Below are 19,471 nucleotides of genomic sequence, written 5' to 3'. Positions count from 1 at the left end.
CGCCGCGCAAAGCGGCCCCAATACAGGAGCATTTCATGTCTCTGAAACAGATTTCCAGTTTCGCCGCGGGCCAGTGGGTTGCGCCCGGAGCCGGGGCCCGCACCATCGCCTCGGCGATCACCGGAGAGCCCTTTGCCACCGCCGGAAACGACGCGCTGGACGTGCAGGCGATGCTGGCACATGCCCGCGACGTGGGCGGGCCTGCTCTGCGCCGGCTGACTTTCCATGAACGCGCCAAGATGCTCAAGGCGCTGGCGCAGGCGCTGTCGGAACAGAAACAGGCGCTCTATGACCTCAGCTTTGAAACCGGCGCCACGCAGAAGGATCATCTGATCGACATCGACGGCGGCATCGGCACCATGTTCGTCTTTGCCTCGAAAGGGCGGCGCGAGATGCCCGACGGCCATGTCTATCTGGATGGCGATGTCGAGCAGCTGTCGCGGAACGGCACCTTCTTGGGCCAGCACGTCTGCACCCCGTTGCAAGGGGTCGCGGTGCATATCAACGCTTTCAACTTCCCGGTCTGGGGGATGCTTGAGAAACTGGCCCCAACCCTGCTGGCCGGGGTTCCAGCGATCGTCAAGCCGGCCACCAACAGCTGCTATGTCACCGAACTGGCCGTGCGGATCATGCTCGACAGCGGCATCCTGCCCGACGGCGCACTGCAGCTGGTCTCGGGCGGGCTGGGCGACATGCTGGATCATTTGACCTGTCAGGACGTGGTCAGTTTTACCGGCTCGGCCGACACCGCGATGAAGCTGCGGCAGAACCCGGTGATCTTGACCAACTCGGTGCGGTTCGTGGCTGAGCAGGACAGCCTGAACGCCTCGATCCTTGGCCCCGACGCGGCACCCGGCACGCCCGAATTCGACCTGTTCGTCAAGGAAGTCGTACGCGAGATGACGACGAAAGCCGGGCAGAAATGCACCGCCATCCGCCGCATCATCGCACCCCAGGCGCAGGTCGAGCCGCTGATCGCCGCGATCTCAGCCAAGCTGGCGCAGACCACGATCGGCGATCCGCGGCTGGACGGCACGCGCATGGGCGCGCTGGTGTCGAACGGGCAGAAGGCCGACGTTCTGGCCAAGGCCAGCCTCATCGGGCAAGAAGCCGAACGCGTATTCGGCGACCCGGATGCCTTCGAGGTGATCGGCGCCGACGCCACAAAAGGCGCCTTCGTACCGCCGATGCTGTTTCACTGCGCCGATCCCGACGCCGCCAAGCATGTGCATAACACCGAGGCGTTCGGCCCGGTCTCGACCATCATGGGCTATCGCGATCTGGACCACGCCATCGCGCTGGCCAATCGCGGCCAGGGGTCGCTGGTCACCTCGCTGATCACCCATGATCCCGAGGTCGCGCGCCAGGTGGTGATGGGCGCGGCTGCCTTCAACGGGCGGATCTACATCAACGACCGCGACTCGATGCAGGAATCCACCGGCCATGGCTCGCCCCTGCCGCACATGGTCCATGGCGGCCCCGGCCGCGCCGGCGGCGGTGAAGAGATGGGCGGCGTGCGCGGCGTGAAACACTACATGCAGCGCACGGCCTTGCAGGGCTCGCCCCGGATGCTGGCGACGATCGGCGCGAAATGGATCCCCGGCGCGCCCGAGATCCAAGGCCCGGCGCATCCCTTCACCCGCAAGTTCGGGGAACTGCAGATCGGTGAGACGCTGCACACGGCGCCTCGGACCATCACGCTGGACGACATCGAACATTTCGCCCATTTCACAGGCGACACCTTCTATGCCCACATGGACGAGGACGCGGCGGCCAGAAACCCGTTTTTTCCGGGCCGGGTGGCGCATGGCTATCTGCTGCTGAGTTTTGCCGCCGGCCTGTTCGTCGAACCGAACGAGGGGCCGGTGCTGGCCAATACAGGGCTGGACGGCCTGCGCTTCATGAAGCCGGTCGTGGCCGGCGACAGCATCAAGGTCCGCCTGACGGTCAAGCAAAAGACCCGCCGCACCGACGACTATGGCGAGGTGCGCTGGCACGTGACCCTGACCAATCAGGATGACGAGAAGGTCGCCGAATACGAACTGCTGACCATGAACGCCTACTGAGCGCACGGCAAAGTGTTTTTCTTGCACCGTCAGGCCGGATAGACTGGGTGCATGACCAACGCGCATCCGTGGTTCACCAAGGCCGTGGCCGAATTGGCCGACCCGCAGAATCAGCGGGTCTGGTCGATCATCGTGTCGCTGTTCGGCGACATGGCGCAGGAGCGCGGCGCCAAGATATCGGGTGGGGCGCTGGGCCGCATCATCGAACCGATGGGCATCAAGCCCGAGGCGATCCGCGTCGCGCTGCACCGTCTGCGCAAGGATGGCTGGATCGAAAGCGACCGGATCGGGCGGGTCTCGATGCATTTCCTGACCGAATATGGCCGCACGCAGTCGGCCCGGGTCACCCCGCGCATCTATGCCCGCGATCCTGCGCCAGATGCGCCGTTGCACCTGCTGATCGCCGAGGATAGCACCGGCACCCGGCTGCTCGAGGACATTCTGCTCAGCCACGATTACACGCCGATCGCGCGCAACGCCGCGTTGGGATCGGGGGCACCGCCCGAGGACCAGGACGAGCTGCTGATCCTTGAGGTTACTGCCCGCTCGGTTCCGCAATGGGTGCATGAAAAGCTGTTCCCGTCGGATCTGCGCGCGGCTTGCCGATCCTTGCACGAGACCGTCCGCCACGTGTCTCAGGACCGCCCGGCCAGTTGGGAGCCCACGCCCTGTCAGATCGGCACCCTGCGCACGTTGATCGTGCACCGGTGGCGGCGCGTCGTTCTGCGTCTGCCCGACCTGCCCGACGGTTTCTGCCCGCCGGACTGGACCGGCCCGGCCTGTCGGGCGCAGGTGTTCCGCCTGCTGGACCAACTGCCGCGCCCCCGGCCCGGCGACCTGAATGACGACTGATCCGGCGGCGGGTTCCTCTTGGTGCCGCTCTTGGCCTATCCTCATGGGCGACACGCCCTGACACGAGGCCCTGCCGATGACCCTGCTGCCGATCGCCGTGACCGCAGTCTGCCTGCTGCTCATCGGGCTGCACCTGTGGACACGCTACCTGACGAAGACAGGCACCAGACGCGTGCCGCAGGCGGGGCGGATCGTGCCGGTTGACGGTGGCAGTATCCACTATGTCGCCGCGGGCGACCCGTCCAGCCCGGCCCTTGTGATGATCCACGGGCTGACCGGGCAGTTGCAGCACTTCACCTATGAAATGGCCGACCGGCTGACCGACAGGTTTTACGTGATCGCGCTGGACCGTCCCGGCTGCGGGTATTCGACCCGAGATTGCGCGCGGCTGGCAACCCTGCCCGAACAAGCCCGCATGATCCACGAGTTCCTGCAGGCGATCCACGTCAAACACCCGCTTCTGGTCGGACACTCCCTTGGCGGAGCGGTTTCGTTGGCCATGGCGCTGGACTACCCCAACCACGTCCGCGGTCTGGCCTTGCTGGCGCCGTTGACGCATCGGGTGCCCGAGACCCCTGCCATCTTCAAGGCGCTGGAGATCCGCAGCGAAAGGGTGCGCCATCTGATCGCCAACACGATCGCGGTGCCGCTGGCCAGACTCACGGCGCCGCATGTCATCGACCAGGCCTTCGCCCCCGAGCCGGCGCCGGATGACTTTCTGGACCGCGCCGGGGGCGCCCTGGGCCTGCGGCCGTCGGCCTATGTGACCGGATCGCAAGATTTGGCCGGTGTGGACGCGAGCATTGACTCGCAGGTCGCGCGCTATGGCGACTTGCGGGTTCCCGGCGGGATCCTGTTCGGCGCCGACGACCCGATCCTGTCGCCGGAATGCCAAGGCGCATCCATGGCTGACTTCGGTCTCGTGTACGAGCGGCTTGCAGGGCAGGGCCACATGATTCCGATGACGGCGCCCGATGACTGCGCAGATTTCGTCCGTCGCGTCGCAAACAATGCTCCGCGAACCGACCCGACGCCTTCCAAACCAAGACAGGCCTGACCAGAAAGAAATCTGGTGGATTGAGTATTTTTCCCTCTTGACCCTCTCGGGCACCTCCCGTAAATCGCCACTCACCTTGGCGGAGTAGCTCAGTTGGTTAGAGCAGCGGAATCATAATCCGCGTGTCGGGGGTTCAAGTCCCTCCTCCGCTACCAAATCTTCCCTAAAAAATCAGGCACTTGCAGTCAGCAGCCAAAATCCTCCCAACGAGTTTTTCGCCGGGACTGCAATGGGACTGCACCCCCGGCTCTTACGATTCTATTTCGATTTCAGCAGATTGTCTTGTCGATCAGGTCAAATCCTCGATCGGTAGGCATACAGAACAAGCACTGGCCACCGCTGGCCTCCGCCCAAGCTTCCCCGATCTGGCGCTTGGCTTCCTCAGCTTCGTAAAGGTGCGCCCCCTTGTATTCGACCACAAGGATGCGCCCATCGTTCAACATGGCCACAAAGTCTGGATAGAACTTGCCGTGCGGTAGTTGAAGCCAAAAAGAGGTCTTCTTGTTCTCGACATTCCGAATCCAGTATTTCACTGCGTCCAGTCGATCCAGATACACGGCGCAATCAAACTCCTCCCCCTCGGCTTTCAGATCGCCGATCAAAGGGGTGTAGTGCTTGTTGAACTTTGTTGCACCGGCGTAGGGCTGGTTAAATGCGTAGCTCTGTTCGTCGAATATCATAGATAGCTCGGCGCTGGTGTCGAACTGATCGGCATGGGCGGCGAACAAAGCGGCGTAGTTGTCGGATTCTCGGTTAGATCGCAGGTCGGAAATGAACCCTGCAAGAGCCTTGCGCAGGTCATACTTGTTCCGAGCCAATACATCCAAGTCATACCCGTTCTCGATGAGCTTGTTCAGTGCGCTTCTGATGAAGACGACGGCGCTTGGTTTGGTGATATCCGGGTGTTTGATTCCGATATCGATCCAGTTGGCAAGCCTGGCCAGTGTCCAGGCTGGTTCTTGGATGACGGCAGCAAGTTCACCTTGGACACGCCGGGCAAAGTCGATCTCTACTTTGCCGCTTGTGGAAATGTCGATCTGTCCAGACTGACTTTCATCGACGATTTTGAAGCGATTGACGATATCCGAGGCGTCGCACTCATCCAGCCGCCAAGGAAGGTCAAGGAAATGCTCCTTGCTGAATAGCTGCAACTCGCCCTGTTTGCGGAAACCCAGCAACGGGACGATGAATGGCGGCTTGTCGGTGTCCTCTGCCGCCGAGGTCTGAAAGTTGTTCGTCTTTGCGTATAGGCGTTCGACAACAGGCGCAGCTTTGGGGGATTTGGCAAAGGCAAGCTGGATCAGATTCCGGCTTTCCTTAGTCATGGGACCTTTGAATGCCAAGGACCGACTTTCCGCGTCATAGGTCAATCGCTGTTTGACCGAAGCCGGCAGCCTATCGATGGCTTCCTGCACGGCTTCGTCAGACAGATCCTCGTCGGGCAAAGGATCAGACCTATGCTCGAACTCTTTGGCAGCTTCCTCAAACGCCATATCGCTCTGCGAGGCGATGAACGCAGCGGCTTCAAGCTTGTTGAAACCTGCGCCTTCCACAAGACCATCTTTCAGCTTTTGAGCCGTGGCGTCGAAGCTGGCAGATGCAACATAAGCGTATGCCTGATTGAGCGCCGGACGGTTCTTTAGTTTCGCTTTGGGCATCCTAAGAACACGGCCCAGGATTTGCTCAATGGCAGTTGAGGAAACCTGTTCAGCAACCGAACACAGCACATAGGCAAAGGGGCAGTCCCAGCCTTCTTTCAGCTTCTGCACGGTGATGATGTAGCGCACCCGGCATTCCGGGTCTGCAATGTCATGATCGTCCAGATCCTTTCGCGGACCGGAATGAACCGCAATCTGGTCTTTCGGTATGCCTTTGTCTTCATGCAGAAACTTCTCGATCTTGTCATAGGTCAGGCGTGTCGGATCGGTGGCCGAGTTGCTTTGTGCCTGAAAGAGAACCAAAGGTCGGATGTATTCACCGGTCTGAGCTTGTTCGGCGTTTGCTGCTTCTTCCAGGGCTGCTTGGCAATCCAGCGCCGCGCCAATCGTCTTTTGCCAATCCCGATCCGTGGTGAGCTTGATCGGCATCTTTATCATCTGCTCCGCTTTCAACTCGGCGGCGGAAACCGAATAGAGGATATTGGATGCGTGCTTGTCTTTGGCCGGGTTGTGCTCGGTCTGCGGGGTTGCCGTCAGTTCCAAGATCAGCGAGGGACTAAACCTCGCCAGCGTGTCGAAGGATAGTGCCGTGCGGGCGTTGTGCGCCTCATCAACGATCACCATAGGCCGGTGCAGGCGCAGCAGGTTGGCCAGTGAGGCCACCGGGCGATTTGTGCCTTCAACCTTCTCCAACCGTTCTTCCTGCGCTTCCGAAAGGCCCGAGAAGTGGTCCATCAGAGCGCCCGCGTCCTGATAGACCTTCAAGCCTTCGCTATCCTCGTCGCCGTTCGGTTTTTCGCGCCGGAAAGACTGGATCGTTGAAACGATGATGCAGGCCCCGCCCTCTGCGTCGGCGCGGGACATGGCCAAAGCTTCGTCCTTTGTCAGTATCGAGACATTCCGACCGAAATCCTTGGCCAATGCCGCCCGATAGGGATGTTCAGGGTTCTTCAAGGCTGCAACGGTCTGTTCAAGGATCGGCGTCGATGGCACAAGCCACAGCACCATTGGGTTCGCAGCCTGCAAATACTCCTGGGCAGCGATGCCAACGGAGTGAGCCGCCATGATCGTCTTGCCGCCACCCGTCGGAACACGAAGGCAGACATAGGGCGTTCCCTGGGCAATCACCGGGGCGTCGCGGTATGGCAGGTTGGTGGCTTTGTAAAAGGCGACATTGCAGCCGTCATTGTTGCAGTCGCGCAGATAACTACGGAAACGGTCGAGTGCCGCTTTCTGATATTCTTTCAGGTCGAGATTCACAGCAGCCATATCAAGCCCCCTCGATCTGATAAGGGATTTGCTTGAACACGACGCCCTCGGCTTTCAGCCGCTCAGGCGAGACTGTGCAGCCCTCGGCATAGACGACGCGTTCGCCTTCAAAGCCATCCGGGGCGGATGGCAAGCTGGCCAATGCATCCGGCGTCAGCACATTCCCGGCGGCTTCGCGGGGGAAGCCCTGTTCGGCGGGAGAAAACAGCAGATAGACAATCTTGTCCTTGTGCTGTCCGATCAGCGGGGTAGAGCCATCCACCTTTTTCGGCAACGGTGCGCCGGTCTCGGAAAAGAACACATGCGCGGCCAGATCGGGAAAACTCACCGCCTCGTCGATATCGCCGAACTCATTGAAGAGTGGTGTGCCCAAGCGGCAATAGCGGAAGCCTCCGCCAAGCCCCTCGACGGGCTTCTCTGGGTCTCCACCCTTGTCATAGCCGTTGATGACACGGCGCAGGCGTTTCGCGGTGATTTCCGGTGCGATTTTCTCATCCATTTCGACAAGGATGAACCTGCGGTTGCCACCATCCTGTTTATTCATCTTCAAGACAGAATGTCCCGTTGTCCCTGATCCCGCAAATGAATCCAACACAAGATCATTCGGACCGGTTGCTACCTGCAATACTCTGTCAATCAAGCTGGTTGGTTTTGGAGTATCGAAAGACGCTGATTGCAGAATGTCTCTTATTTCTCTTTTTGCATCTTGGTTGTCTCCAACTTCTTCACGCAGCCACAGCGTTTTGCATACCACGCCCTCCGAAACCTCAGACAGGAACCGCTTTAGCCTTGGCCCCGCAGTTCCATTTGCACCAAACCAAATCCTGTCATCCGCAACCAGTTCGTTGAAGCGCTCGGGGGACACAGACCAACATCTACCCTGGGGAGGATTTACGACTTTGCCGCTGGGAGTGGTGATTGGGTAGTCTGTCGCGGCAGAGTATGTCTTTACAGATAAGTTGTCCGACATCCACGGGCCGCGAGGGTCGTTGTCGGGATTCTTATACATGGAGCCGGTGGTTTCGCCTCTGGGCAACTTGTTTGGAGTAAAATCGCCTTTTCGGTTCGCATAAACCACCAAGAAATCGTGGCTGTCCGAAAACCAAGTTGCATCGTTTTGGGGCGCATACTTCTTTTGCCAAATGATGGATGCGACGAAGTTCTGCGGCCTAAAAACTTCGTCGAGTAGCGAGCGCAAGCGATGGTGTTCATCGTCGTCAATGCTGACGAAAATCACTCCATCTTCCCGCAGGAACTCCCGCAGCAACCGCAGGCGCGGATACATCATGCAAAGCCACTTGTCATGGCGCGACAAGTCTTCGGCCTCTTTGCCGACGACCTTGCCCAGCCACGCCTTGATCTCGGGCGAGGCCACATTGTCATTATAAACCCACCCCTCGTTCCCGGTGTTGTAGGGCGGGTCGATGTAGATGCATTTTACCTTGCCCGCGTAGTAGGGCAGCAGCGCCTTTAACGCTTCCAAGTTGTCGCCCTGCACCAGCAGGTTCCCGGCATCCGGATCGCCTGCCGAAAGTTCTCCATCGCAATGGACAAGGCGGTAGGGCACTTCGCGGTGATGATTGACGACGGCTTTTTTGCCGATCCAGTCCAATGTTGGCATGTCGATTTTGTCTTCTCTGCTCGGAGGCCTGGGGTTGCAGGCCGGGAAAATCTGCCTACATGACTACCGCCTACCGGAGAGACGATGCAATGCGCTTGCAGATGGAACCGTTCGGAAAAAATTTTGGCTTCGGACTTCGGATTTGGGGGAAAGAGAAAATATAGCTTCCGCCTAACCAAAGAAGGAAGACTATGACACCTCAAACCCAAACCATCACTGACCATCTTGTCGATATCAAAACCGTATGCGCCGTGCTTTGCCGTTCTCGTGCCAGCATCTACCGCGACATTGAACGCGGCGATTTTCCCAAGCCGATCAAGCGGGGCAACTCTTCGCGCTGGCGGGCTTCCGATTTGAATCGGATCATTGCACAAGACGGCGACATGGACGCCTGACTCGCCCAAGCAGATCGCCGATCCACATTGCCCTCTAACCCTTTTGCTCAGCCCCGCCTCTGCGGGGCTTCGTCATTTCCGGCGGATGGCGATGTGCTTCTTGGGCGGGGAGTCTCGGTGCTGAGCGGCTCTGCCCATCACGAGGCAAGAGGCGCGCGCGCAGGGTATCGCGCAGCATTATCAACTCACGATAAACCCGCCGAAAACGACGCCCACCGCGAAGACGGCGAACAAGCCCAAGGCGGGCAGCCGCCAGGAATGGCGGTTGTCGCCCTGGGCGCGGTTGAGAGCGGCTTTGGTTTGAGCAATCTGCTGTGCCTGCGTGGATTCCAAGCTGGCGATTGCATCTGTCAGTTTTGACTGCCTGCTTGAAAGGCGGTCGATCTCTCTGAGCAACTTGGCCATCCCCGCTACCGCATGTTCGCTGTTCTGGGAAGCCGCCGCTGCGCTGCGTCTCGTGGCTTCCATGGCCTGCTGCCAATCGTATGTTTCCTGCATTGATTTGCCCTTCTTTCAGTTGGTTGATTTCACGGATGATTTCGTTAGCCTCGGCTCGCGTATGACCTTGGTCGATGCGCTTCCATTTCTCTTTTCTGGTCTTCTTGGCTTTCGGCGTTGCCCGCGCACCTGCGCCCTCGTGTATCGTTGGAATCTTGTCGATGCCCCTGTCTGCGTATGACAGGTGGCTAATCTCGGACTGAGGCCCGAATCCCCATTCACGCATCATTTGATTGTGTAGCTCAGCCCACATTCTTGCGGCGTCCTCGATGGCGTTCTTGCGTGCAAGCCCTAAGATGCTTTTGGGCCTTCCGCGCCCGCCGGTCCTCTGTTGAACATCGAAGAATACGAAATGGGCATGAGGGTTCTTTGTGTCGTTGCCGTGCTGGTCATGAATCGCGGCGACATACCCCGCAACGCCCTTGCTCAATCGCTCGGCAAAGGCCCGTGTTAGCGCCTCTCGCTGTTCCGGGCTGGCCTCTACCGGCAATGCAATCACAAAACGCTCACAGACGCGCCCTTTGCGCCTTTGGGCCTCTTCTTCGGCCTGGGCGGCAGTCTCTGGGTAGGTGTTCCCCGAAAGTCGTTCTTGAATGACAGCCCGCGCCGCTTGCGGGCGAGTGATGTATCGGAGATGCGCCGCAGTCTGGCCGGGTGCGGCGGCACGGGTTTCATCTTTGCGCTTCTCTGAAAAGGCCTTAACTGAGTGTCGAAATGAAAACAGTGCCATTTCCTTGATCGGGTTGGCGTGGATAAAATGCGAAGCTTTTTATCCGTTGTGCGCCTTCCCTATCTCCTTTCGACAGAGAAATAGGGAACTGACAATGCAATCTAAAAAATTCGACATCCTGTCTGACAAGCGGAAGCAGAACAGCCAGGTTTTGATGATGCTTGCCAACTACTGCCGCAAACACCGGATGATAGACTTCGATCTTCGGTGCGTCCCCTCAGACGATTTGGGCCGGATCGGCAACGAAATCGTAGATCTTTTCGTAGATCGAATGGGAGAACACCAACCACAAACGCCCCCGTGTCCGAGGGCGTCTGGCGGAGAAAACACAGCTAAGAATCGTGGCCTAACGCGGTCGAGGTGATGTTTGCATCATGCCGCAGCTTTGCTCTCAATGGCGCGCAACCTGACACCTTTTTCAGATTCTTCTATCTTGCTCTCTGCCAATAAGGCATCCAGTGCTGCTCTGACCTTCTTGCGCATTGTGTCTGCGTTGCCACGAATGTTGTTGAAAGGCTCGCCGGACATTTCGCCAATCACCTTGGGTTTGTGCCATTCGCCGCCATCCCGCCTGTGAAGCTCAGTGAGAACACGCAGCACATCCTTTGATCTTTGGGCGGAAACAGAGGAACCGGCCTTATTTGCTGGTTTGGGTCTGTTTTCTTCAACAAGCGAACTACTGGGTTCGAAGGGGACAGCCCAAGGCACTGTCGTGATTTCGTCGTGCCGGTTTCTACCGATTTCAAACCCTTTGATTTGGAATGCCATAGGTGCGGGTTTGGTGTCTTCTCGCTGCTTATTCACGCGAATGAACACTGTTCCGTCAGGCTGAGACTCGTCGGCTTTGTGAAGCGTGAAGCCTGTATCGACATTTGCCGTCAAAGTGGTTGAACCGCGTGGCCGAGAGGTTTCACCGGCCCCCATGTGATGGACAATGAGCACATGAGCATTTGTTGTCTTTGCGAGATAGGTGGCATTTGCCAGGACACGGCTGGTGTCTTTTGAAGAGTTTTCATCACCATCGCCCATGCACAGATTGAGGGTATCAAATACAATCAGCAGATCGTCGCAGCCGTGATATTCGCGGAACATCTTAGCATCGGCAGCAAACTGCTTGATCTCTTGCGAATCCGACAGATTGACTGCCATATCCAAAATCTCAACTGGCGCGGTTTGAGCAGCGTTCTGGCTCAAATACGGATAAGCCCGCTTTAAATATCCTTTCGGAGCTTCTGCGGCGATTATTAGAACAGCCGCGCGAGCGACATGCATGCCGCAAAAGTCGCGCCCCATCGCTACATGCGCGGCTATGCTTGCAACAATAGCCGACTTCCCGAGATTTGAAGGGCCTGCGAACATACTGACTTCACCGGGAAACAAAAACCGTTGGACGATGTAGTCAGGATCGGGGTTGGGTCGAAATGTGTTTGCTGAAATCGTTCTGCGCCCCAGTATGCGCGGTTTGCAATCATTCTTTGTTTCCTTGAAGTGGTTGGTTTGGCTCATATTTTTTTCTGTATCCTAATGTTTTTTAGTGCCCTTGGCGGCACCGAAATGGACTTTGGTTCTCCATGTCCGGACGAAAAACAAAACAGGAACTTTTTTTCGGACGGACGGACGCTCCCCCGAAAGGGGAGCGTCCGTCCGTCCGATTTCCTAAGCGGGCGTGGCAGCCTTACCGGTGCAAATGATCACTTCGTATGCACGCGCCAGTTTGTTCAAAGCCTCCGCTCTGGGGTCCTCAACTCCTTCGAGAATCCGAGTTGCCGCAAGGTAGTGTTTAGCCGATCCGCTTGCTCCAGATTTTGCCAAGGGGTCGAGGTGGGCCAAGATCGCATCAATAGTTTCAACTGGCGTCCGCAGTTCTTTCAAAAGCGTCGAGCCGGTTCGACGGATATCGTGCCGCGTCCATTGCCCGGTCCCGCTGGCCTTAAAAACGGCTCGGCTGGTCCTATCCCAGTTTGACAAAACACCGCCATCACGGTTTGGGAATACATAACTGTCGCGCGGCGTTTTGCTCGGGTAGCCAGGTAGCGACTTCAGAAGCTCCAATGCAGCTTGCGAAAGTGGAAGATCGTCCTCTCTCTCTCCGCCTTCGGTAGCCTTCACTTTGCGCGTCCAAACACCGGTCTTGAAGTTTATGTCGCACCATCTTGCATTCGACACCTCGCTAACCCTTGCAAGCGTAAGGAACATGAACTTCATAGCAATCGGCCCGAAGTCCTTTTCGGGCGATATATTTCGACGACGCAAGCTGGGATGAACCGGGTAGGTCAGCAGCGGCAGAACCCTGGCTAACTCCTCCTCAGACAGAACACGCGACCTGATGCCAGAAATGCTGGGATCATTGGTCGAAGGGTCATGAACACAGTGCACATCCGGAGCAACAAGCTTTTTCAGGCGTCCTGCGCCAACCTTACAGTATTCTCCGCGTTGCGCCGCCCAATCGAAGACAGGAGCAAGGTAAGCCAACGCTCTCGAAACCTGACCATTTGCGCTGGCTTTGCCATTTACTGGCCGCGAAGGCTGGTATGCGCTGGCGCAAGCGGCAAGGTCAGTTTCGGTGATGTCTTCAACTGGCTTATGCAACAGTCGAAAGAAGACGCATTCGATTGTGCTACGCATGTTTGCTTTGGAGTTGGGGCCACCACGCGGACGCCAGCCCTTTTTGTTTATTGCGAACACTGGCTGCACCTCGTCCAAGAGCTGCATCAGAGTGGTGCGGTCGTTCTTCTCAGTGCCGACAGGCATTGCGAACTCTTCACCGCCATATTTCAAGCCATAAGCGATCTTCCGGCACCGCTCACGACCTTCCTTGATCGACATTTTGGGATAGGTGCCGATGGTAATAGTGCGCATCTTGCCTTTGTGGTCCCTAAGCATCGCCGCCATTGTCTTTCGTCCGCTCGGCATGACCCGCAGCGTGAAACCTTCTACCTTGGTATCTTTGATGTGATAGCGAGTGGGCCTGATCTCAGCGTGTTTTGCCGTTTTGTCAGTAATCTCAACTTTGTTGGATTTTCTCGGTTCCGCAGTCATCGTTCGTCCTTGCCACTTGTTGTTGCAGGAGCGAATTTGGCTTGATCCACTTTCCCAGAATGGGACTGCGGAGGACTGCAAAAGCCGTTAGATTACCTGATCCAGACTGCGACAGCGTGAGACAATGTCTGTTGCCAAGACAACACAACGAAGCACGAAAATAAATATTCTTTTCAGGCGCTTAAATGTCTCAAGAGGTCGCAAGCTGTTTTAGGTCGGCGCAGATTGCACAAGGAAGGAAGCGATCTCGGGCGGAATCATAATCCGCGTGTCGGGGGTTCAAGTCCCTCCTCCGCTACCACCACCTCCCACCTGTTTCGAACGGTCTGAAACGAAGGCGCTGAGCTGCCCCTTCACCTCGACCGGCACACCGTTTTCCTCGGCCGGATAGACAACGATCTCCGAGATAAAACTGCGCACGGCGTCACGTGCTTTCGGATTCGGATACCGAAGATAACTTTGTCGCGTTTGTTGCGCTCCGCCTCAGGGTCACATGTTATGTAGTCGACGATCGGCGTCACAACGCTCGCTTGAGCCAGCGTCTGGATCCGCCCCATGCCAGGATCGGCTTTGCCAAGACGCTTTGTTTTGTCATTTAGGGGCCCTTCCTCGAACCCTTAGAGGGCGTTCTCGATCGCAGATTTCGACTGGACCCTGCCGGCCCCACCGCAGAAACAGGTCCGGCAAAGCTATGGGCTACAGGCGAGAAGTGTATAGATGAATTGCCCTGATCGATACGAAGAAAGCGCCAATGCTGATGTGAGATCGAAGCCGACACCATCGATTCTCCGGAACAAATAAACCTTGATTGGTGAAACGCTGACCATCAGCATAGTCTGGGTAACCCCATCGGAGTTGATTGTGCCAGAACGCGAAGCCACAAATCTGCTCAGACCGCCGTACACAGCAAGATGATACGGCCGTCTCCAGAGTTGCTTGCGATTTCGCGCCGGATGCATCAGGCCATCCTCACCCGCAACACCGAAATTCTGCCGGGCTTTTTCTCTACCGCCGAAGAAATGCGCTTCATTGGCACGGCCGAGAACGAATATTGGAACGGTTCGGTTGTAAGCGAAGGGGTTGCCGACTTTTTCAGCGAAGTGCCTGACATACTTGCCGTGGAAGAAATCGAGGCCGAGGCGTTCGAGAACGGCGAAACCGGCTGGGCGTCTTTCGTTTATCGGGTCCACTTTTCAGGTTTGCCCGAACCCAGCCTTCAACGCGAAACATACGTGTTTGTTTTGGATGGGGCCCGGTGGAAAATAGTTCAGCGACATGGTTCTGCACCAGTACCAAACGCTGTTCATATGGGCACGGAACAAACAGCCATACAGCGGCTGGTCGATGCGGCGAGAGACGAAGGTCCGAAGCTGGAACAATCTGAGGGATTGGCTTCGATCCTGTTCACCGATCTGGAAGCCAGCACGGAATTGGCGGCTGCGTTGGGCGATGCACGCTGGTCGAGCCTGATCAATGACCACTTTCGCGATATTGCAGACATCGTGGAGGCGCAGGGCGGTCAGTTCGTGAAATCCCTTGGAGATGGCACGTTGTCGAGCTTCCCTTCGGCACAGCAAGCCTTGAAAGCTGCCGTTGACATGCAGAAGGCCGTTGTTTCCCAAAATCAGGACCCGCAACTTGGTTTGCGCATCGGCATCCACACCGGAGAAGTCGTTCAGAATCGCGGTGACTTCTTTGGTGCTGTGGTAAACAAGGCTGCCAGGATAACAACCATGGCCTCTGCTGGTCAGATCTTGGTATCCAACGCCACATGCACCATGGCTGAGAACGCTCCGGACATGAAGTTTTCAGAGCCCGTATCTGTGTTTTTCAAAGGTTTTGAAGGAAGGCATTTGCTTCATAGGCTGGAATGGAAACGGTGAATTTGACGTTGCGCAGGCCGAATGTGGTCATCGCCGAATGAACGAAACGCCTGCACAGCGGTCGTTCATCCGAACTCCAAGATCCATGCTTGAGCGAAACACCTGAAAACCTGTGCAGAGCCGCCTCACAAATCCCTGATCCAGAACTGCAAAGGCTTTAGGGTTTCCGATGCCTCGCCCAGATCCTTCCACGAGAACTGGGCGATCACCCCGGGCAGCGGCCTGTACCCGCGCGCGCGCCAGAAATCGTCCAGCGGGCGGTAGGTTGCGGGCCGCATCGGGTGGTCGTCGGGACGCTGCACGCCGCAGAAGGCAGACTTGGCGAAGCCCAAGCCCCGCGCGTGACCCTCGCGCATATCAAAGAACGCATGTCCGACGCCCTGCCCCCTATACTCGGGTAGCAGTACGGATTCGGCGCAGTAGAAGATCTTCGACAACTCCAGCCCGGTGCCGTCGAAAGCGGCTGCGAAATCCTCGGCATGGTCGGCAAGCGGCGCGCCGGTCGCGGCCCCCACAAGCCGGTCGCCGTCAAAGGCGCCGACGACGATCGCCCGGTCGCTGTCACGATAGGATTGCAGGTATCTGCGCTCATAGTCCAGATCGCCGTCATAGAGATAGGGCCAGTCGCGGAACACCGAGATGCGCAGCCGCGCCACGTCGTCCAGCGCCGCCGACAACGCCTCGCCGGTCAGGGCGCGGACGGCAGTGACCTCAGCCACCCGACACCTGCTTCACCCAGTCAGCGAGGTTGTAATAGGTGGTCACGCGGGTGATCTTGCCGTCCTCGAGGTCAAAGAACGACCCGGCGGGCAGGCGATAGGTCTGACCCGAGGCCGCAGGCAGGCCGGCATCGGTTTCCAGATAGGTGCCGTTGACGATGTATTCGGCGGCGGCGCGGGTGCCGCCCTCGGCCTCGAAGATCACAATGTCGGTCAGGGTCTCGCGATAGCAGCGGTTCATATGCGCGCAGAATTCGGCGAATTTGTCTTTGCCGACGCGGATCTGGCCTTCGTTCACGTGATGGGCCACGTCGTCGGACAGGCAGGTCAGCATGCCGGCCACATCCCCGGCGTTGAAGGCATCGAAATAGGCTTGGACAGTCTGGGTCATGCGATCTCCGTAGGTTCCCCCCAGCGATCCTTCAGGTGCTTGATGATCTGATCGCGGGTCTGACGGTAGTGGTGTAGCTTTTCTTCGCGCGTCTCGCCCAGTCCGGTAGGGTCCATTATTGGCCAGTATTCGACATCCAGGTGAAAAACCCGCGTCAGTTCCAGCGCCTTGCGCTGGCTGGCTGGCGACAGGGCCACGATCAGATCGAAGGAGCTGAGATCGTCGCCCCATTCCTGCATCTCGTCGAACGACCGCGACCGGTGGCGTGACAGTTCCACGTCGATCTCTTGGCAGACGGCGATGCTGAACCCGTCGATTTCCAAGTCGTTGCGCACACCGGCCGACTGCACGTAGGTGCCCGTGCCATAGAATTTCTTCATGATACCTTCGGCCATGGGCGAGCGCACCGCGTTGTGGTCGCAGCAGAACAGGACCGAATGCGGCAGAGGCTTCACCCGTCAACCTCCGAAGTGCAGCACGCAGATCAGCGTGAACAGGCGGCGGGCGGTATCGGCGTCGATCTCGGCCTTGCCCTCCAGCCGTTCCTGCAGGACCCGACTGCCTTCGTTGTGGATGCCGCGCCGGGCCATGTCGATGGTTTCGATTTGGCTGGGCGGCAGGGTCTTGACCGCATCGAAGTAGCTTTCGCAGATCTGGAAGTAATCCTTGACCACCTGCCGAAACGGGCCCAGCGACAGGTGGAACTCGGCGGCTTTCTGGCTATCTTCGGTGCTGACGTCGAACACCAGCCGCTTGTCGCGGATCGACAGCTGCAGGTGATAGGGGCCATCGGGCACCACTCGGTCGTCGCGCTTGGGCAGCGTGAACGAGTTTTCCTCGAGCAGATCATAGATGGCGACCTTGCGCTCCTGCTCGATTTCCGGTGTGGGCGGCGGCAGGTTTCGATCGTCCAGTTCGATATGCGAAATGCGGGTCATGGTCATCGACTTCCGTTCAGGTCAGGCCAGACCTAGCGCACCTATGCCCGCGGGACAACGCGCGAAACCGGCCGGACGCAAGGTTAGATGGGGTGATCGTTGGGGTCGATGCCGTGCTTGCGCAGCAAGGTGTCAACCAGCGAGCCGGGATTGATGTCGCGGTCCTTGAATATCTTGCGGAACCAGGACCCGTAGAAATGGATCGAAGTTTGGTTCTGCCAGTCCAGGAACTCAAGCTTGTCCTGATCCGGCTCGTTCCACAGTGCCCGGTGGCGCAGCGGAATCGCATACAGCGATTTCCGCGAGACGGCCTTGGCATGTTCCGGCGTCGGAAAAAGGTAGTGAAACAACATCGGCGGGCCAAAGCTGAAGATCGGCAGGCTCCAGTAGGTCGAGCGCCCGAAGATCTGAAGATAGGCGCGCTGCTGTTCCTCGGGCCACCAGGGCGGCACCAGATCGCCGTCAAAGGCAAAGGCGCACATTTCGGCCAGGGCCGGGCTGTCGATCGGCAGGGCAAGAACGCCATTCATGATGCGTTGCCGCCTGCGGTTGGCCGCTGGAAACAAATAGCCCTGATCGGTCTGGAAAGGTTTGACCGCATAGGCGTCGGCATCGACCCATATCTGGTCGGTCTGCTGCAGCAGTTTCAGGCGGAACAGGTCCGCGTGCACGGCGACCGACCGCGTGATCGGATCGCGATAGATCTCGGGCGTATCGAATATCTCCCGTGCGTCGCGGGCCTCGACGTAACTCGGAATGTCCTGCAACTCGCCATAATGATAAACGATCGGAGTCTGGCCGAGATCGGCAAAGGACTTCAGGCACAGATGCTCCAGAAAGCTGAAGCGCTCTCCGATCCAGAGGGTTGCGACACGTTCCAATTTCGGCTCCGGGTTTGTCCTAAGACATCACCGGTTAAAACGCACGGGTCGGACGACCACCGCAAGTGGTTTTGCGCCGGCCGCGGCAGTCCCGGGCCGGATGTGACCCCACCGCAATTGTCCCTAGATCACCCGTTCAGCCGCTTGAGCCGCGCCCCCACCGATAGCCCGTGCGCCTCAAGGCTTTCCGACTGCGCAAGCTGCTCGGCCGCCGGGCCAATGGCACGCAGAGCCTCGGGCGTCATGCGGCTGAGCGTGGTGCGCTTGAGGAAATCCATAACCGAAAGGCCCGACGAGAACCGCGCCGAACGCGCGGTGGGCAGAACATGGTTCGGGCCGCCGACATAATCGCCGATGGCCTCGGGCGTGTACTGGCCCAGGAAAATGGCGCCGGCGTGGATCGTCTTTTGGCTGAGCGCCACCGGATCAGCCACGCACAGTTCCAGGTGTTCCGGCGCGATGCGGTTCGACAGGGCCGCGGCCTCGTCCAGATCGCGCACGGTGATGATGGCGCCATAGTCGCGCCAGCTGGCCCCGGCGATCGCGCGGCGCTCGAGCGTTTCCAGCCGCTTGTCCACCGCCTCGGCCACCGCGCGGCCGAAAGCGGCGTCGTCGGTGATCAGGATGGACTGGGCGCTTTCGTCATGCTCGGCCTGGCTGAGCAGGTCCAGCGCGATCCAGTCGGGATCGTTGTCCTTGTCTGCGATCACCAAGATCTCGGAGGGGCCCGCGATCATGTCGATGCCGACCTTGCCGAACACCCGCCGCTTGGCCGCCGCGACAAAAGCGTTGCCCGGCCCGGTGATCTTGTCCACCGGCGCGATGGTTTTGGTGCCATAGGCCAGCGCCGCAATCGCTTGCGCGCCGCCGATGCGGTAGATCTCGTCAACGCCCGACAGGCGCGCGGCCAGCAGGACCAGCGGATTGACCTGTCCGTCCGGCGTGGGCACCACGATGGCCAGACGTTCGACCCCCGCAACCTTGGCCGGGATCGCGTTCATCAACACCGAGGACGGGTAAGAGGCCAGCCCGCCCGGCACGTAAAGCCCCGCGGCGGACACCGCCGACCAGCGCCAGCCCAGGGTCGCACCCGCCTCGTCGGTCCATTCCAGATCCTGCGGCATCTGGCGTTCGTGATAGGCCCGGATGCGCCCGGCGGCCAGTTCCAGCGCCGCGCGGTCCTCGGCCGAGACGCCTTCGATCGCGGCATCGATTTCCCCGGCCGTGAAGGCCAGCGTGTCCGGCGTCAGCTCCAGCCGGTCGAATTTCGCGGTCAGCTCGATCACGGCGGCATCACCGCGCGACCGAACGTCCGCTATGATCTGCGCGACGACCGCGTCCACGTCCGGGCTGTCCTCGCGCTTGGCCGAGAGCAGGTCGGCGAAGGCGGTTTCGAAGTCGGGCGCAGTGGTATCAAGGAAAACGGGCATGATGGTGTCTCCGGCAGTCCTGCGGGGAATATCCGGGGGCGGCC

At 58.8% G+C, this 19,471-nt stretch carries 17 protein-coding genes, 1 tRNA gene and 1 pseudogene; 6 read left to right on the top strand and 13 right to left on the bottom strand.

What is annotated here, in order from left to right; genetic code table 11:
- Positions 1-35 precede the first annotated feature (35 nt).
- The 4 genes from paaZ to AC2FNS_RS10230 all read left to right on the top strand — a co-directional run bounded on the left by paaZ (position 36) and on the right by AC2FNS_RS10230 (position 4,130).
- Positions 36-2,066, top strand: coding sequence for a phenylacetic acid degradation bifunctional protein PaaZ (gene paaZ / locus AC2FNS_RS10245; protein ID WP_496712906.1), 2,031 nt, complete (start codon positions 36-38; stop codon positions 2,064-2,066).
- Between the two features lie 51 nt (positions 2,067-2,117).
- Positions 2,118-2,918 carry a PaaX family transcriptional regulator C-terminal domain-containing protein gene (locus AC2FNS_RS10240; RefSeq protein ID WP_496712908.1) on the top strand — a complete coding sequence of 267 codons (801 nt, stop codon included), beginning with the start codon at positions 2,118-2,120 and terminating at the stop codon, positions 2,916-2,918.
- Positions 2,919-2,994: 76 nt separating this feature from the next.
- On the top strand, positions 2,995-3,975 hold the full coding sequence (locus AC2FNS_RS10235) for an alpha/beta fold hydrolase (protein ID WP_496803837.1): 981 nt from the start codon (positions 2,995-2,997) through the stop codon (positions 3,973-3,975).
- 78 nt (positions 3,976-4,053) lie between these two features.
- Positions 4,054-4,130: transfer RNA gene (locus AC2FNS_RS10230), tRNA-Met, on the top strand.
- 114 nt (positions 4,131-4,244) lie between these two features.
- Here AC2FNS_RS10230 and AC2FNS_RS10225 read toward each other — a convergent pair.
- Both AC2FNS_RS10225 and AC2FNS_RS10220 read right to left on the bottom strand, forming a co-directional pair.
- The gene (locus tag AC2FNS_RS10225; protein WP_496803836.1) at positions 4,245-6,902 is read right to left on the bottom strand and encodes a DEAD/DEAH box helicase; all 2,658 of its coding nucleotides are present in this window, start codon (positions 6,900-6,902) and stop codon (positions 4,245-4,247) included.
- A gap of 1 nt (position 6,903) precedes the next feature.
- Positions 6,904-8,523, bottom strand: coding sequence for a site-specific DNA-methyltransferase (locus tag AC2FNS_RS10220; protein ID WP_496803835.1), 1,620 nt, complete (start codon positions 8,521-8,523; stop codon positions 6,904-6,906).
- A gap of 191 nt (positions 8,524-8,714) precedes the next feature.
- Between AC2FNS_RS10220 and AC2FNS_RS10215 the strand changes: the two genes are divergently transcribed.
- Positions 8,715-8,918 carry a helix-turn-helix transcriptional regulator gene (locus tag AC2FNS_RS10215; RefSeq protein WP_496803834.1) on the top strand — a complete coding sequence of 68 codons (204 nt, stop codon included), beginning with the start codon at positions 8,715-8,717 and terminating at the stop codon, positions 8,916-8,918.
- Between the two features lie 180 nt (positions 8,919-9,098).
- On the opposite strand, the gene AC2FNS_RS10210 is transcribed toward AC2FNS_RS10215, so the two are convergent.
- The 5 genes and pseudogenes from AC2FNS_RS10210 to AC2FNS_RS10190 form a co-directional block, all read right to left on the bottom strand.
- Positions 9,099-9,416 carry a hypothetical protein gene (locus AC2FNS_RS10210; RefSeq protein WP_496803833.1) on the bottom strand — a complete coding sequence of 106 codons (318 nt, stop codon included), beginning with the start codon at positions 9,414-9,416 and terminating at the stop codon, positions 9,099-9,101.
- A 127-nt stretch (positions 9,417-9,543) separates the two neighbouring features.
- Positions 9,544-10,146, bottom strand: a pseudogene (locus AC2FNS_RS10205) (MobA/MobL family protein); the annotation flags it as partial.
- A 372-nt stretch (positions 10,147-10,518) separates the two neighbouring features.
- Positions 10,519-11,652, bottom strand: a complete 1,134-nt coding sequence (locus tag AC2FNS_RS10200; protein ID WP_496803832.1) for an AAA family ATPase — start codon at positions 11,650-11,652, stop codon at positions 10,519-10,521.
- Between the two features lie 150 nt (positions 11,653-11,802).
- Positions 11,803-13,185: a tyrosine-type recombinase/integrase gene (locus AC2FNS_RS10195; RefSeq protein WP_040633315.1), complete on the bottom strand. Its 1,383-nt coding sequence runs from the start codon at positions 13,183-13,185 to the stop codon at positions 11,803-11,805.
- Between the two features lie 279 nt (positions 13,186-13,464).
- Positions 13,465-13,605: a hypothetical protein gene (locus AC2FNS_RS10190; RefSeq protein ID WP_496712912.1), complete on the bottom strand. Its 141-nt coding sequence runs from the start codon at positions 13,603-13,605 to the stop codon at positions 13,465-13,467.
- A 491-nt stretch (positions 13,606-14,096) separates the two neighbouring features.
- On the opposite strand from AC2FNS_RS10190, the gene AC2FNS_RS10185 reads away from it, so the two are divergent.
- The gene (locus AC2FNS_RS10185) at positions 14,097-15,068 is read left to right on the top strand and encodes an adenylate/guanylate cyclase domain-containing protein (RefSeq protein WP_496712914.1); all 972 of its coding nucleotides are present in this window, start codon (positions 14,097-14,099) and stop codon (positions 15,066-15,068) included.
- A gap of 125 nt (positions 15,069-15,193) precedes the next feature.
- On the opposite strand, the gene AC2FNS_RS10180 is transcribed toward AC2FNS_RS10185, so the two are convergent.
- From AC2FNS_RS10180 to hisD, 6 genes are all read right to left on the bottom strand, one after another.
- The gene (locus AC2FNS_RS10180; RefSeq protein WP_496727624.1) at positions 15,194-15,787 is read right to left on the bottom strand and encodes a GNAT family N-acetyltransferase; all 594 of its coding nucleotides are present in this window, start codon (positions 15,785-15,787) and stop codon (positions 15,194-15,196) included.
- Entirely contained in the window at positions 15,780-16,178 is a 399-nt protein-coding gene (locus AC2FNS_RS10175) for a ketosteroid isomerase-related protein (RefSeq protein ID WP_496686786.1), read from the bottom strand. Before AC2FNS_RS10175 ends, AC2FNS_RS10180 begins: the two co-directional genes overlap by 8 nt.
- Positions 16,175-16,633: an arsenate-mycothiol transferase ArsC gene (locus AC2FNS_RS10170; protein ID WP_496686785.1), complete on the bottom strand. Its 459-nt coding sequence runs from the start codon at positions 16,631-16,633 to the stop codon at positions 16,175-16,177. The genes AC2FNS_RS10175 and AC2FNS_RS10170 overlap by 4 nt, the downstream gene beginning before the upstream one ends.
- A 3-nt stretch (positions 16,634-16,636) precedes the next feature.
- Complete coding sequence (locus AC2FNS_RS10165; protein WP_496679056.1) at positions 16,637-17,116, bottom strand: UPF0262 family protein; 480 nt, start codon at positions 17,114-17,116, stop codon at positions 16,637-16,639.
- An 83-nt stretch (positions 17,117-17,199) separates the two neighbouring features.
- Positions 17,200-17,997 carry a hypothetical protein gene (locus AC2FNS_RS10160; RefSeq protein WP_496686783.1) on the bottom strand — a complete coding sequence of 266 codons (798 nt, stop codon included), beginning with the start codon at positions 17,995-17,997 and terminating at the stop codon, positions 17,200-17,202.
- A 128-nt stretch (positions 17,998-18,125) separates the two neighbouring features.
- Positions 18,126-19,427 (bottom strand): histidinol dehydrogenase, encoded by a 1,302-nt coding sequence (gene hisD, locus AC2FNS_RS10155; protein ID WP_496711523.1) that lies wholly within the window; start codon positions 19,425-19,427, stop codon positions 18,126-18,128.
- Positions 19,428-19,471: the final 44 nt, after the last annotated feature.

This window comes from Ruegeria sp. BHSA191, from assembly GCF_059613325.1.
This window is presented reverse-complemented; position numbering and strand designations above follow the sequence as displayed.

What these genes read in the sequence shown, in the direction of transcription:
- paaZ (WP_496712906.1), top strand. Translation starts at nt 36, where the DNA reads ATGTCTCTGAAACAGATTTCCAGTTTCGCCGCGGGCCAGTGGGTTGCG.
- AC2FNS_RS10240 (WP_496712908.1), top strand. Translation starts at nt 2,118, where the DNA reads ATGACCAACGCGCATCCGTGGTTCACCAAGGCCGTGGCCGAATTGGCC.
- AC2FNS_RS10235 (WP_496803837.1), top strand. Translation starts at nt 2,995, where the DNA reads ATGACCCTGCTGCCGATCGCCGTGACCGCAGTCTGCCTGCTGCTCATC.
- AC2FNS_RS10225 (WP_496803836.1), bottom strand. Translation starts at nt 6,902, where the DNA reads ATGGCTGCTGTGAATCTCGACCTGAAAGAATATCAGAAAGCGGCACTC.
- AC2FNS_RS10220 (WP_496803835.1), bottom strand. Translation starts at nt 8,523, where the DNA reads ATGCCAACATTGGACTGGATCGGCAAAAAAGCCGTCGTCAATCATCAC.
- AC2FNS_RS10215 (WP_496803834.1), top strand. Translation starts at nt 8,715, where the DNA reads ATGACACCTCAAACCCAAACCATCACTGACCATCTTGTCGATATCAAA.
- AC2FNS_RS10210 (WP_496803833.1), bottom strand. Translation starts at nt 9,416, where the DNA reads ATGCAGGAAACATACGATTGGCAGCAGGCCATGGAAGCCACGAGACGC.
- AC2FNS_RS10200 (WP_496803832.1), bottom strand. Translation starts at nt 11,652, where the DNA reads ATGAGCCAAACCAACCACTTCAAGGAAACAAAGAATGATTGCAAACCG.
- AC2FNS_RS10195 (WP_040633315.1), bottom strand. Translation starts at nt 13,185, where the DNA reads ATGACTGCGGAACCGAGAAAATCCAACAAAGTTGAGATTACTGACAAA.
- AC2FNS_RS10185 (WP_496712914.1), top strand. Translation starts at nt 14,097, where the DNA reads ATGATACGGCCGTCTCCAGAGTTGCTTGCGATTTCGCGCCGGATGCAT.
- AC2FNS_RS10175 (WP_496686786.1), bottom strand. Translation starts at nt 16,178, where the DNA reads ATGACCCAGACTGTCCAAGCCTATTTCGATGCCTTCAACGCCGGGGAT.
- AC2FNS_RS10165 (WP_496679056.1), bottom strand. Translation starts at nt 17,116, where the DNA reads ATGACCCGCATTTCGCATATCGAACTGGACGATCGAAACCTGCCGCCG.
- hisD (WP_496711523.1), bottom strand. Translation starts at nt 19,427, where the DNA reads ATGCCCGTTTTCCTTGATACCACTGCGCCCGACTTCGAAACCGCCTTC.